Here is a 12,263-nt window from a genome sequence, read left to right as displayed (position 1 = left end):
CTCCGGAAGGCGCGCTGAGCAGGGCTGGCTCAGCGAAACAGACCGCGCCGCGCGAACAGCGGCGCATCGCTGGTTTCGAACAGCGGCTCGACGCCCTCATGCAGCTGGTCGACATCGCGGACGAGCCGGACGTCCCCCATGATGAGGGGCGCACGCTGATGCGGCGAGCGTGCCGACAATTCGAGGATGCGGGCGCGGCCGCTCGATGCCGAGCCGCCGGCCCATTCCATGATCAGCGCCATCGGGTGCGCTTCGTACACCAGGCGCAGCCGGCCCTCGCGATAGCCTGGACGGGAATCCGCCGGGTAGAGGAACACGCCGCCGCGCATCAGGATGCGATAGGCCTCGGCCACGAGCGAGGCGATCCAGCGCATGTTGAAGTCGCGGCCGCGCGGGCCCGCGGCGCCGGACAGGCACTCGTCGACATAGTTGCGCACCGTGCCGCTCCAGTGCCGACGGTTCGAGGCGTTGATCGCGAACTCCGGCGTATCCTGCGGGATGCGGATCCCCGACTTGGCGAGGATGAATTCGTGCAACGTCGGATGCAGCACATAGAGGTCGACGCGGCGGTCGATCGCGAGCACGAGACAGGTCTGCGGTCCGTAGACGAAGAAGCCGGCGGCAAGCTGCGCGGTGCCCGGCTCGAAGAAGCTGGAGAGCACGTCGCGACCGCGTGGCCGGATCGAGAAGATGGTGCCGACCGAGATGTTGTTCTGCAGGTTCGACGAGCCGTCAAGCGGATCGATCGCGACGCAAAGTGGGGCAGCCTCATTGACGGTTTCCGGACGATCGACCTCTTCGGACAGAATGCCGGCGACGGGCGCCCGGCACAGCGCATCGCGCATCAGATTGTCGGCGACGATATCGAGCGCCTTCTGGACGTCGCCGTCGGTGTTGACCGTGGCGGCGCCTTCGTCGACGCCCGACAGCGGGGCGATGGCGATCTGGCGGGCAAGCTCGCGTGCAGCGTCGGCAAGGGCCTCGATGACCGCGGCGCAGTCGGCGTCCGCGCCTTGCGATGCAAGATGAGCCTGCAATGTCTGATGATGATCCGGCTGAGTCATGGGCCACTCCCTCGCCATCAGCTCCTCTGTCGGGAACTTGATGAAGCTGCACGAAAGCGTCGTGCCGCGCCGCTATCAACACTCGATTTGCGTGATTAGGGAAATTTCAATATCTTTGGATTGACCAAAGTTTTCCTTATGCGAACGATCTCATCGAGGGTTCCATGAGCCGGCACTTCTCTCGCGACCTCACCATCCGCCAGCTTCGCGCGCTGGTGGCTGTGCAGAATTCCGGATCGGTGACCTCCGCGGCCAGCCGCCTGAACCTCACGCAGCCTGCGGTCACCCTGCAGATTCGCAATCTTCAGGAACTGGCCGGGCTGCCGCTGATCCAGCGCACCACGGACGGCATGATCCTGACGGAAGCGGGCCGCAGCGTGCTGGCGCTCGCCGAGCGCGTCGAGGCCGCCTTGCAGGATTGCGAGCAGGCGCTGGACATTCTCGCGGGACGCAGCGGCGGACGCGTCGCGATCGGCGCGGTCAGCACCGCGAAATATTTCGTGCCGTTTGCGATTGCTGAGTTTTCGCGGCGGTTCCCGAAGATCGATGTGACGCTGCGCATCGGCAACCGCGACAGCCTGCGCGAGGCGTTGCGCGGCTATGATCTCGATATCGCCATCATGGGCCGGCCGCCCGCCGACGTTCCGGTCGACATGCGGCCGTTCGGCAAGCACCCGCACATCATCATCGCGCCGGCCAATCACCGGCTGGCCCGTCGCAAGCGGATCGCGGCCGAGGATCTCGCCGGCGAGGTGTTCATCACCCGAGAGCCGGGATCGGGCACCCGGCTGCTGATGGAGACCTTCTTCGAGAAGCATGGTCTGAAGCCAAAGACCAGCATGGAGATGGACAGCAACGAGACCATCAAGCAGGCCGTCATCGCCGGCCTCGGCATCGCCTTCATCTCGCAGCACACGGTGGCCCATGAGCTCGGCGAAGGTCGGCTGGTGACGTTGAAGGTGGCGGGCCTGCCGATCATCCGGCAGTGGCACGCGGTCCGGCGCGCCGACAAGCTGCTGCTGCCGCCGGCGCAGGCGATGCTGGATTTCCTCGGCAGGGAGGGCGCACGGTTTCTGCCGAGCTGAGCGCGACACCCGAAGCCGTGACGGTGTCGCCTCGCGCATGGGCCGATCTCACCAGTCGATCACGAAGCGGCAGGCGGATGCGCCCGCCGCTTCGCAGCTGATCTCGCGGGCGCGGGCGTTCCGATGCACCAGCCTTGCAAACAGCGTCTCGAAGGTGGCTGCGTAGAAGTCGCAGATCGGGTGGTCCGTCCCCTGCCCGCGGCACAACGGACAATGGCTGATCTCGTACACCGTCGGCCGCCCCGGACGGGCGGTGAAGATGCCGGTGCCGGCGAAGGTCCAGGCATGGGCCGAGATCGCGCGCGACAGCGCACGGCTAGCGAGGCGCGCCGGCAGCAGGCGAAGCACGCGCTGGGCCACCGCGGGAATGCGGTGCGTGAGCAGATAGAGCGCGGTCAACTGCCCCGCCTTTGCGCTGACCACACGGGCGGCATCGTCGTCCAAAGTGGCCCTGAGCGCGCGATGCAGGCGGATGACCTCGGTCTCATCCACCATGTCGGCCGGCGGTGCCGTGAGATACGGCTCCAGCCGTGCGGCCGCAAACACGCGACGCGCATCTTCCTCGCCGCGCAGCAGACGTAACGCCTCCGCGGTCTGGATGATCGCATTGGGTCCGATGCGTCCGGCGGACTGATCAGAGGCAGCGGCCGCGCGCGACAGCGTGACATGCCGGGCGCGCGTGCCGTGCATGTCAGTGCACCCTGGTCTCGGCCTCGTCGCTCATCTGCTCGGTGCCGCCGCCGCAGGCCATCACCTGCGCCTGCTGCGGTCCGGTCAGCTTGCGATTGTGGCTCGTTTTCCATTCGACCTTGCCGGGCTCGGCGCGCTTGCGCGAGGTGTCGAAGCCGAAATCGACCTTGCCCTTGGATTGCGGCCCCCAATAATTGACGCGGCCGAGATCGTAGAACTTGCGCTCGAACCCGGACTTCAGGAACGCCTTGAGGCAGCCGAGCAGATAGCGGCGGCGCTCGCCGGAGCCGGCCCAGGGATACGAGAACAGCGCCTTGTGCATGTAGAAGCGCCGGTAGTTGTTCATGACGCCGTCGAGCAGCTCGCCGCGATCCATCGCGTCGGGCTTCATGATCGGGGTGACGAAATTGTACTTCTCGTAGTCGAAGATCTCGACCTTGTCGCCGAGATCGCGGAACAGGTCGGAGAACGGCCACGGCGTGTACATCGCCCAATTGGCGAGATCAGGCTTCCAGTCGCGCGCCATCTGGTAGGTCTCTTCCAAGGTCTCGCGGGTCTCGTTCTCGAGGCCGACGATGAACTGCGCCTCGACGACGATGCCGGCGTCGCGCAGCAGCTGGATCGCCTTCTTGTTCTGCGCGACCGTGGTCTCCTTGTTGAAGCGGTCGAGCTTCATCTGCGCCGCGGCCTCGGTGCCCAGCGAGACGTGGATCAGGCCGGCCTTGCGATAGAGTGGCAATAGCGCCTCGTCGCGCAGGATGTCGGTGACTCGGGTGTTGATGCCCCAGAGGATCTTGAGGTCGCGGCGGATCAGCTCCTCGCAGAAGGCGACGAACTTCTTCTTGTTGATGGTCGGCTCCTCGTCGGCGAGGATGAAGAAGCCGACATCGTGCTCGCGCATCAAGGTCTCGATCTCGTCGACCACCTTCTTCGGGTCACGGATGCGATAGTCGCGCCAGAATTTCCACTGCGAGCAGAAGCTGCAGGTAAAGGGACAGCCGCGCGCCATGTTGGGGATGGCGACGCGCTTGTTCATCGGGATGTAGATGTACTTGCTCCATTCGAGCACGCTCCAGTCGGCCGTGATCGCGTCGAGGTTCTTCACCGTCGGCGCCGCTACTGTGGCAACCACCTCGGTGCCAACGCGATAGGCGATGCCCTTGATGCTGCGGCGGTCGCTCTCCCAGCGGCCGTCCTCGCGGGCGCGCATCAAATCGACGATGATCTCCTCGCCCTCGCCCCGCACGATGGCGTCGATCCACGGCGCTTCCGTCAGCACCTGCTGATACATGAAGGTGGCGTGGATGCCGCCGAGCACGGTGAGCGCGTCGGGGTGCTCTTCCTTGGCGATCTCCAGCAGCCGCTCGGCCTTGTAGATCGAGGGCGTGATCGCGGTGCAGCCGATCACATCGGGCTTCTCAGCTCGCAGGAGGCTGCGGACCTGCTCCTCGGAGAGGTCGTTGGTCATCGCGTCGATGAAGCGGAGATCGGTGAAGCCGGCGGCCTTGAGCGCGCCGGAAATGTAGGCGGCCCAGGCGGGCGGCCAGTTGCCGGCGATCTCGGCGCCGCCGGAGTGATAATTCGGATGCAGCAACAAAATCCGCACGGCGTTCTCCCCCGATTATCAATTTGTCTAGTGATCCTAACGTCAAGTTAGATTGACAAATTGATCTGGCTCAAACGCCGTGCGATTAGACGAACCTCATGCCGCCTGCGCCAAGCCCATCTCGGCCCAGATCTCCGACAGCGCCGACACCAGATGCTCGATGTCCTCGTCGGAGTGGAAGGGCGACGGCGTGATGCGCAGCCGCTCCGTGCCGCGCGGCACCGTCGGATAGTTGATCGGCTGCACGTAGATGCCGTAGCGGTCGAGCAGGATGTCGCTGATGCGCTTGCACAGCACGGGGTCGCGCACCATCACCGGCACGATATGGCTGGGGTTGTCGAGATGGCTGACGCCGGCTTCGTCAAGCCGGCGACGCAGCCGCGCGACGCGGTCCTGGTGCCGCGCCCGCTCGGCGTTGCTGGCCTTGAGATGCCGGATGCTCGTGAGCGCACCGGCGGCGACCGCCGGCGGCAGCGAGCTGGAGAAGATGAAGCCGGAGGCGAAGCTGCGGACGAAGTCGCAGACCGTGTTCGAGGCGGTGATGTAGCCGCCGATCACGCCGAACGCCTTGGCCAGCGTCCCCTCGATGACAGTCAGGCGGTCGGCAACGCCGTCGCGCTCGGAGATGCCGCCGCCGCGCGGGCCGTACAGGCCGACGGCATGGACCTCGTCGAGATAGGTCATGGCGTTGAACTCATCGGCGACGTCGCAGATGTCGGAGATGGGCGAGATGTCGCCGTCCATCGAATAGACGCTCTCGAAGGCGATCAGCTTCGGCACCTTCGGGTCGAGATCCGACAGCTTGTCGCGGAGATCGGCGACGTCGTTGTGGCGCCAGATCCGGGTCTCGCAGCGGCTGTGGCGGATGCCCTCGATCATCGAGGCGTGATTGAGCTCGTCGGACAGGATCACGCAGCCGGGCATGCGCCCCGCGAGCGTCGACAGCGACGTCCAGTTCGAGACGTAGCCGGAGTTGAACAAGAGCGCGGCCTGCTTGCCATGGAGATCGGCGAGCTCGTCCTCGAGCAGGATGTGATAGTGGTTGGTGCCGCTGATGTTGCGGGTGCCGCCGGCGCCGGCGCCGCAGCGGTCGAGCGCCTCGTGCATGACTTCCAGCACCTTCGGATGCTGGCCCATGCCGAGATAGTCGTTCGAGCACCACACCGACACCTCGCGCTCGCCATGCGGACCGCGATAGGTCGCACGCGGGAAGGCGCCGGCCTTGCGCTCGAGATCGGCGAACACGCGGTAGCGTCCTTCGCGCCTGAGGCCGTCGAGCTGGCGGCGGAAATAGTCTTCGTAGTTCATGGTACTCCCCCCTGTGCTGTCGTGTTCGGATCGACCGGCGGCGTGACCGACACCGCGGCCAGTCCGGTGATGGTTTGCGCCTGCGCATCGGCGCGGGCCTGCCGATAGGCCTGGCGGAACTGCTCTTCGAGCCGCTGCCGCGCCAAGGCGGCGGCTGTCTTCTGCGCCGACATCGATGTCTTGGGCGCAGGGATCGGGCGCTCCACCTCGGGCGTGGCCGGCACGACCGCCAGCACCGGGCGCGCCATCGGCATCACGGGCACCGGTGCCGGGATGGCAGCAACGGTTGCCATCGCCGGCTCGACAGGCGCGCTCCAGCGCCAGAGATTGATGACCGGCATCGGCAGCGCCATGAAGCCATGCTCGAGCAGGCCAAGCGCGATCAACGAGGCGAGCAATGACAGCGCGACGCCGTCGAACGAGGATTTGGCGCCGAGCGCGGCAGCAGCGACCAGCACGGTCGCGGCGGTCGCCGCGGCAATCGAGAATGGGAACAGTAGGTTGGTGGATTTCTTGGCGAAATAGCTGCGCATGAAGCGGACCTGCTGCGGCAGCAGTTCGTCGTTCAGGGTACGCACGCCAAGGAACAAATTGATCTTGGCGCTCTGGCGCAGCACCAGCAGCGCCGCGAACGTCCACCAGCTCAGGCGGTTCGGCGCGCCCGAGGTCACCGCGAACACGAGGCCCGCGGTCGCGATCAGCGCCAGCTCGTGATAGGCGATCGCCTGCAATGCGAAGCCGACGCGCGAGGTCGGCGTGCAGTCACGCGGGCACGGCTCGGGCCGCGGCCCGGTGATCCAGCCGGCGAGCAGCGACATCTCGACCGTGCCCCACAGCAGGATCGCGCAGGTGAAGGCGCAATAGGCGTTGGCATCCTCGGCGGCCTGGCTGGACACCGCGACGCCCGACAGGGCCGCGACGAAGGCCGCGGCCGTGCCCCATTTGAACGCGGCCGGATGGCGGGCGGCAAGCCCGACCAGCGCCAGCACGGCGCCGGTCGAGAACCACCAGACGAACACGACATAGGGAATGGCAATCGCGGTCGCGCCCATGGCCGGCTCCTTGTCACCAGGCGGGTTGCAGCCTGATCTCCCGTGGCAACTCGTTGCTCTTGGCCGGCAGCATATACAGCCGGCCAAAGGTCAGTGCGGCCTTCAGCGGCAGCACGGCACGCTTCAGCGTGCCCATGATTCCGCCCTGCGCCTTCGCGTCGGCGATCGCCTCCGAAATCTCGCGCAGGCGCTTGAGGCCTTCCCAAAACCGCGGATTGTCGATGTCGAGCATCACCGGGAAGACCTGGCGCGAAATCTCCGAGGTGATGCGGAACACCCGCATGTCGTACTCGTCCACGGGCATGCCCAGCGCCTCGTAGAACGCCGGGCGCATGTGGTCGCGGACATGCATGGTGGCGAACACCGCGAGCAGGAAGAACTTGATCCACAGCTTGTTGTATCCGCTCAACAGCTTCGGATCGGCGCGCATCAAGAGCGCAAACGCCTCGCCGTGCCGGAACTCGTCGTTGCACCACTTCTCGAACCACTTGAAGATCGGGTGGAACTGGCGTTCCGGGTGCCGCTCCATCTGGCGATAGATGGTGATGTAGCGGGCGTAGCCGATCTTCTCCGACAGATAGGTGGCGTAGAAGATGAACTTCGGCTTGAAGTAGGTGTATTTCTTCGTCTTGGTGAGGAAGCTGAGATCGACGCCGATGCCGTGATCCTTGAGGATCTCGTTGATGAAGCCGGCATGGCGGGCCTCGTCACGGCTCATGAACTGGAACAGCTCGCGGATGTCGGGATTGCTGATCCGCTTCTTGATCTCGGCATAGAGCACGCAGCCGGAGAACTCGGCCGTCAGCGACGACACCAGGAAGTCCTTGAACTCGGCACGAAGCGCTTCCGGCAGCTCGTTGAGATCCTTGTCGAACTCCGGCGTGCGCACGAAGTGCTTGCGGTTGTGGTCGGCGCGCAGCTCGGCCATGACCGCATCCCATTCGCGACGGACGAGATCGACGTTGAGCCGGTCCATCGCCGCGAAATCGGTGGTGTAGAAGCGTGGCGTGAGGATCGTGTCCTCCAGCGCCATCTTGGTGGAGATGTTGCCGGAACCGCCTTCCATTGCGATCATCTGACCCTCCCGTCCGAAAAGCTGACGTCGTACAATTCAGTGAGTTCGAGATAGCCCGCGACATGCATCATCATGCGCTTCACCGGACCAGCACGAACCACAGTGGCCGTGCGGCGCAGGTTGAGCTGCTCGCCGAACTTGACCGTGATCGGCTCGCCATGAATCACGACCTCGTCGCCCGGGCGGATGTTGACGTCACGGTCGAGCGTGACATGGGCGTGCAGCGTCTCCGAGGTCTGCTCGACCTCGATGCTGCAGCCGATGTCGAAGCGGCGCGGCTCGTTGGCCCATAGTCCTTTCATCGCGTTTCTCCCATGGTCATCAGCTCCGTGAACCGGCGCTTGTTGTTGTCGCCGAACGGCCCGAGATCGACGCGCCGCCCGGTTGCCGGATCGTCCAGGCTCATGCGGCCATCGGACCAGCGGTTGATCGTGAAGGCAGGCCCCGAGCCGATCGCGTGACGCTGGCGGTCGAACGCCATGCTGCGCAGGACCGTGCGCAAGAATCCGTCGCCGCCCACCTCGACGATGCCGACGACCTTGCCGCCGTCCGGCGACATGACGGAGATGCCCCCATCAGGGCGGTCCTCGAACCGCAGCGCCACCGTCTGCACGGCGGCGGCGTGATCCGTATGGACGGTGCCTATGCCCGTCCAGCGGCCGACGCCGGCCGCAACCAGGGAGAAGATCACCAGCGCGAAGGCCGCGCGCAATGCGCCCTTCGGAATGACGATCTCGGGTTCGGCGTGATGCTCGACATAATGTTCGACATGGCCCTCGGCTTGGCTCATGACCCCCTCCTCATCACGCCGCGCTGGCGACCGCGCCGGCAGGCGAGGCGCCTTGCGGCTGCCCGTTGCCGGCAGCGATCGGCTGCGTAGCGACCGCGCCATCCGATGCTGCGACCAGCGCCTTGGCGAGGATCTCGGCCACCTCGCGGGCATCAGCCACGCCGCGCAGCATCGGCTCGACCTCGTTCAACCGCCACGGACGGGCATGCGGCCATAGCAGCAGCCAGGACAGCCGTTCTTGCGCTTTCACCCCGAGCGGCAGATCGCCGGAGCCGTCGGAGAAGAGCTTCACGTCGGCGCGCGAGACCTGCTTGAACGGCACGTTCAAGGTCATCGGCAATACGGCGCCGAACTGCAGCAGCACGCGCCGAGAGGTGATGGTGTAGCGCGTGGTGCGTCTGTAGAGCACCGCAAGCCCGGTGAGCAGCACCGTCGCGATCGCCACCGGCACCACCAGCGACGACGCGCTGACGAGCGAGGCTACGAGCGGCTGGTGATCCAGCGTGCCCGTCACCACGCGGGCGCCGAACAGCGCCGCGAAGTAGGCGAGCACCAGGCGCAGGTGGAAAACGCGCAGCAGCAGCGCCTTCACCGTGGGCTGTCCCTGCCAGAGCAGGCGCTCGCCTGCCGGCAGCATCAGCTGATCCTGGTCGCGACGCGTGCTCACAGCAGCGGCTCCTGGCGCGCAGCGGTCGCATAAAGATGGCCGCCGCCGTAGTAGCCGACGATCTTGTCCTCCTCGAGCTTGGTGACCTGATCGGGGCTGGCGAGACCGGGCACATTGGCGAATTGCGAACCGAGGATGGCATCGACCAGCACCGCCTTGCGCGACTTGTCGACCACGCACATCGTCATCGGCAGCAGCACGTGGCGACCGACGATGCCGTCGACCTCGACTTCGAGATAGCGGATCAGCATTTCGGCGCGGTCGACCCACACTTCACGAATTTTGCCGCCGAGCTTGCCGTCGCAGCCGAACACCGGCATGCCGCGCGGATCCGGATCCTCCGTGGCGATGAAGATGCTGCCATCGACGCGCAGCGGCACGATCGCCGGGATGTTGTCCATGGTCAGCTCCGGCTCGTCCTTGCGCGCGGCATAGGAGCCCGGGCCGACGCCGTCGAGCATCGGGTTGCCGGTCGGCAGATACGGCGTGCCCGGCCATGGATACATCGGCGTGACCGGCGCGTCGGCGCGGTCGTTGTCCCAGTTCGGCAGGGTCGCAGTGCGCCCGCCATGCATGTGGTAGGTCTTCGGCGACGGCGGCGTCGGAAAGCCCTTGCCGCTCGCAGGGACCTGCCGGCCGATCCGGCCCTCGAACTGCAACGGATAGCCTTCGCGCTTGTCCTCGGTGCGCAGGTAGAAGATCAGTCCTGCGAAGAACACCCAGAAGCCGTAAAGCACGACCTGGGCGACATCGATGTAGCTCGTGAATGACGTCATGGCTTCCTCCCCGACTGGGCTAACCTGGAAATTCAGCGATTCCGAATTGTAATTGCTGCGGCTCCGCCGCCCGCCGCCGGACCAGAGGTCCGATGACGGCCAATGTCGCAAACAGCAGCGCGATCTCGACGTGGTAGACGATGCTGTAGCCGGTCGCCGGCCCCGCCAGCGCCACGCCGAGGCGCCCGTCCAGTGCCAGTTGCGACATCACATCGCGAATGGCGCCGCCGCCGGCGATCGCTATCCCCGCTGACGTCGCCTGCACCGCGCCCCAGGCGCCGAGCGCGAGCCCGCTCTCGCCGTTCTGCACCAGCGCCATCGCCGCCGTCAGCGTGCCGACTGCGAACAGGCCGCCGCCGAATCCGATCAGCGTCGTACCGATCCGGAACAGCAAGGGCGAGGCGAGCGGCGCCGAGAAGATCACCGCGACGAACGCAAACAATCCGATGAAGCCGCCGAGCGCCGCCACGCGATAGGGATCGGAACCCTTACCAAGGCGCCGCGCGGACAGGCCGAAGCCTGCGAGCGTGCCTGCCGCGAACAGGGCCGTGAGCGCGGTGGTCTCGCCGACGGTCAGATGCAGAATCTCCGCGCCATACGGTTCGAGCAGGATGTCCTGCATCGTGAAGCCGGCGGTGCCGAGCCCGACCGCGACCAGCACCCGCACCGAGCCACCGGCCTCGCGGAAGTGCCGCCAGGAATCCCCGAAGCGCGGCCGCGCGCGGCTCGCCGAGGTGCGTGACGGATCGCGCGCCTCCTGCTTCCACAGCGCGATGACGTTGAGCACCATCTCGGTCAGCGCCGCGCCCTGGATCACCTGGATCAGGCGCATCTCGCTGAAATCCGCCAGCAGGCCGCCGAAGGTCAGCGCGCTCGCCATCATGCCGAACATCAGCATCACATAGAGGAAGGCGACGACGCGCGGGCGCGACTGCTCCGGCGCGATGTCGGTCGCGAGCGAAAGGCCCGCGGTCTGCGTCGTGTGCAGCCCGGCGCCGACCAGCAGGAACGCGAGCGCGGCCCCAATGCGGCCGGCGATCACCTGGGCAGGCGCGTCGCCCGACGACAGCAGGAGCAGCGCGAACGGCATGATCGCGAGTCCGCCGAACTGCAGAAGCGTGCCCATCCAGATGTAGGGCACCCGGCGCCAGCCGAGTACGGAGCGGTGATGGTCCGACTTGAAGCCGATCAGCACGCGCAAGGGTGCGAACACCAGCGGCAGCGCCACCATGGTCGCGACCAGCCAGGAGGGAACACCGAGCTCGACGATCATCACTCGGTTGAGCGTACCGTTGAGCAGCACCACCGAAATGCCGATCGAGACCTGGAACAGCGACAGCCGCATCAGGCGTGACAGCGGCAGCTCGGTCGAGGCGGCATCCGCAAACGGCAGATAGCGCGACGACAGCCGCGTCCACAGTTGCAGGACCGATGGTGCGCGCGCGCTCATGACGGGCGGAGCTCCAGCGCCTGCGAGATGTAGAAGCCATTGGCGATGCGGCTGCTGCGCGCGCAACGCCAGTCGGCGAGATCGGGATGATCAGCGATCAGGCGAGACAGCTTCTGCTCCGCGACCGGCTCGATCGCCGGCGCGCGGTTGCCGCGCGGGAACAGGCCGCCGACCGCGTGCATGACGGCCAGCAGCGGCGTGCGCGGCGCGTAAGTCATCAGGATCGCATCGGACGTCCGCCCGGCAAGCCCGGCGACGATGCGCACGGCATCCTCCGCGCGGTAGTGGATGAAGGAATCCATCGCGACGACGAAGTTGAAGCCGCCATGCCTGGGGTCGAGCATGTCGCCGGCGACGAAGCGGATCGCATCGCGGCTGATGTCGTCGGGCAGCCGGCGCTGCGCGATCTCGATCAGCGTCGGCGAGATGTCGACGGCGACGACGTCGGCACCGCGGCGCGCCGCCTCGATGGAGAAGCTGCCGGTGCCGCAGCCTGCATCCAGGATCCGCGCGCCGCGCAGGTCGAGCGGCAGCCACGACAGCAGCGTCCGCCGCATCTCGTCGCGACCGGCGCGAACGGTCGCGCGGATACGGCCCACCGGCGCATCCGAGGTCAGCCGCGTCCAGGCGGCAACCGCGGTGCGGTCGAAATAAGTCTCCACTTCACTGCGGCGGGCGAGATATTGCGCTGAGGTCATCG

13 protein-coding genes are annotated in these 12,263 nt (G+C 66.4%); 1 reads left to right on the top strand and 12 read right to left on the bottom strand.

The window, feature by feature from the left end; all coding sequences use genetic code 11:
* Positions 1-29: 29 nt before the first annotated feature.
* Complete coding sequence (locus tag HL666_RS00855; RefSeq protein ID WP_172131559.1) at positions 30-1,082, bottom strand: class 1 fructose-bisphosphatase; 1,053 nt, start codon at positions 1,080-1,082, stop codon at positions 30-32.
* Between the two features lie 146 nt (positions 1,083-1,228).
* Here HL666_RS00855 and HL666_RS00850 point away from each other — a divergent pair, with 146 nt between their 5' ends.
* Positions 1,229-2,149 (top strand): LysR family transcriptional regulator, encoded by a 921-nt coding sequence (locus tag HL666_RS00850; protein ID WP_172114297.1) that lies wholly within the window; start codon positions 1,229-1,231, stop codon positions 2,147-2,149.
* Between the two features lie 48 nt (positions 2,150-2,197).
* On the opposite strand, the gene bchJ is transcribed toward HL666_RS00850, so the two are convergent.
* The 11 genes from bchJ to bchM all read right to left on the bottom strand — a co-directional run bounded on the left by bchJ (position 2,198) and on the right by bchM (position 12,261).
* The gene (bchJ, locus tag HL666_RS00845; protein WP_172131557.1) at positions 2,198-2,839 is read right to left on the bottom strand and encodes a bacteriochlorophyll 4-vinyl reductase; all 642 of its coding nucleotides are present in this window, start codon (positions 2,837-2,839) and stop codon (positions 2,198-2,200) included.
* A 1-nt stretch (position 2,840) separates the two neighbouring features.
* The gene (gene bchE, locus HL666_RS00840; RefSeq protein WP_172179418.1) at positions 2,841-4,445 is read right to left on the bottom strand and encodes a magnesium-protoporphyrin IX monomethyl ester anaerobic oxidative cyclase; all 1,605 of its coding nucleotides are present in this window, start codon (positions 4,443-4,445) and stop codon (positions 2,841-2,843) included.
* Between the two features lie 96 nt (positions 4,446-4,541).
* Positions 4,542-5,753: a 5-aminolevulinate synthase gene (gene hemA, locus HL666_RS00835; RefSeq protein ID WP_172179416.1), complete on the bottom strand. Its 1,212-nt coding sequence runs from the start codon at positions 5,751-5,753 to the stop codon at positions 4,542-4,544.
* Positions 5,750-6,805: a putative photosynthetic complex assembly protein PuhE gene (puhE, locus tag HL666_RS00830; RefSeq protein ID WP_172114293.1), complete on the bottom strand. Its 1,056-nt coding sequence runs from the start codon at positions 6,803-6,805 to the stop codon at positions 5,750-5,752. The genes hemA and puhE overlap by 4 nt, the downstream gene beginning before the upstream one ends.
* Positions 6,806-6,818: 13 nt before the next feature.
* Positions 6,819-7,880: a magnesium-protoporphyrin IX monomethyl ester (oxidative) cyclase gene (gene acsF / locus HL666_RS00825; RefSeq protein WP_172179414.1), complete on the bottom strand. Its 1,062-nt coding sequence runs from the start codon at positions 7,878-7,880 to the stop codon at positions 6,819-6,821.
* Positions 7,877-8,182, bottom strand: coding sequence for an O2-dependent cyclase accessory protein (locus HL666_RS00820; protein ID WP_172114291.1), 306 nt, complete (start codon positions 8,180-8,182; stop codon positions 7,877-7,879). The genes acsF and HL666_RS00820 overlap by 4 nt, the downstream gene beginning before the upstream one ends.
* Entirely contained in the window at positions 8,179-8,670 is a 492-nt protein-coding gene (puhC, locus tag HL666_RS00815) for a photosynthetic complex assembly protein PuhC (RefSeq protein ID WP_172114290.1), read from the bottom strand. Before puhC ends, HL666_RS00820 begins: the two co-directional genes overlap by 4 nt.
* A 13-nt stretch (positions 8,671-8,683) precedes the next feature.
* Positions 8,684-9,337 (bottom strand): photosynthetic complex putative assembly protein PuhB, encoded by a 654-nt coding sequence (gene puhB, locus HL666_RS00810; RefSeq protein ID WP_172114289.1) that lies wholly within the window; start codon positions 9,335-9,337, stop codon positions 8,684-8,686.
* The gene (gene puhA, locus HL666_RS00805; RefSeq protein ID WP_172114288.1) at positions 9,334-10,113 is read right to left on the bottom strand and encodes a photosynthetic reaction center subunit H; all 780 of its coding nucleotides are present in this window, start codon (positions 10,111-10,113) and stop codon (positions 9,334-9,336) included. Before puhA ends, puhB begins: the two co-directional genes overlap by 4 nt.
* Positions 10,114-10,132: 19 nt before the next feature.
* Positions 10,133-11,563: a BCD family MFS transporter gene (locus tag HL666_RS00800; protein ID WP_172131554.1), complete on the bottom strand. Its 1,431-nt coding sequence runs from the start codon at positions 11,561-11,563 to the stop codon at positions 10,133-10,135.
* A complete protein-coding gene (gene bchM, locus HL666_RS00795) occupies positions 11,560-12,261 on the bottom strand; it encodes a magnesium protoporphyrin IX methyltransferase (protein WP_172114286.1) in 702 nt (233 codons plus the stop codon). Before bchM ends, HL666_RS00800 begins: the two co-directional genes overlap by 4 nt.
* Positions 12,262-12,263: the final 2 nt, after the last annotated feature.

Source organism: Bradyrhizobium aeschynomenes (assembly GCF_013178945.1).
In the GTDB taxonomy this organism is placed as follows: domain Bacteria; phylum Pseudomonadota; class Alphaproteobacteria; order Rhizobiales; family Xanthobacteraceae; genus Bradyrhizobium; species Bradyrhizobium aeschynomenes.
The sequence above is the reverse complement of the archived record's forward strand: the minus strand, read 5'-3'. Positions and strand labels throughout refer to the sequence as shown.

Coding starts and splice junctions, on each gene's coding strand:
- HL666_RS00820 (WP_172114291.1), bottom strand. CDS start 8,182: ATGAAAGGACTATGGGCCAACGAGCCGCGCCGCTTCGACATCGGCTGC.
- HL666_RS00855 (WP_172131559.1), bottom strand. CDS start 1,082: ATGGCGAGGGAGTGGCCCATGACTCAGCCGGATCATCATCAGACATTG.
- hemA (WP_172179416.1), bottom strand. CDS start 5,753: ATGAACTACGAAGACTATTTCCGCCGCCAGCTCGACGGCCTCAGGCGC.
- bchM (WP_172114286.1), bottom strand. CDS start 12,261: ATGACCTCAGCGCAATATCTCGCCCGCCGCAGTGAAGTGGAGACTTAT.
- puhA (WP_172114288.1), bottom strand. CDS start 10,113: ATGACGTCATTCACGAGCTACATCGATGTCGCCCAGGTCGTGCTTTAC.
- HL666_RS00800 (WP_172131554.1), bottom strand. CDS start 11,563: ATGAGCGCGCGCGCACCATCGGTCCTGCAACTGTGGACGCGGCTGTCG.
- HL666_RS00850 (WP_172114297.1), top strand. CDS start 1,229: ATGAGCCGGCACTTCTCTCGCGACCTCACCATCCGCCAGCTTCGCGCG.
- acsF (WP_172179414.1), bottom strand. CDS start 7,880: ATGATCGCAATGGAAGGCGGTTCCGGCAACATCTCCACCAAGATGGCG.
- puhC (WP_172114290.1), bottom strand. CDS start 8,670: ATGAGCCAAGCCGAGGGCCATGTCGAACATTATGTCGAGCATCACGCC.
- bchJ (WP_172131557.1), bottom strand. CDS start 2,839: ATGCACGGCACGCGCGCCCGGCATGTCACGCTGTCGCGCGCGGCCGCT.
- puhE (WP_172114293.1), bottom strand. CDS start 6,805: ATGGGCGCGACCGCGATTGCCATTCCCTATGTCGTGTTCGTCTGGTGG.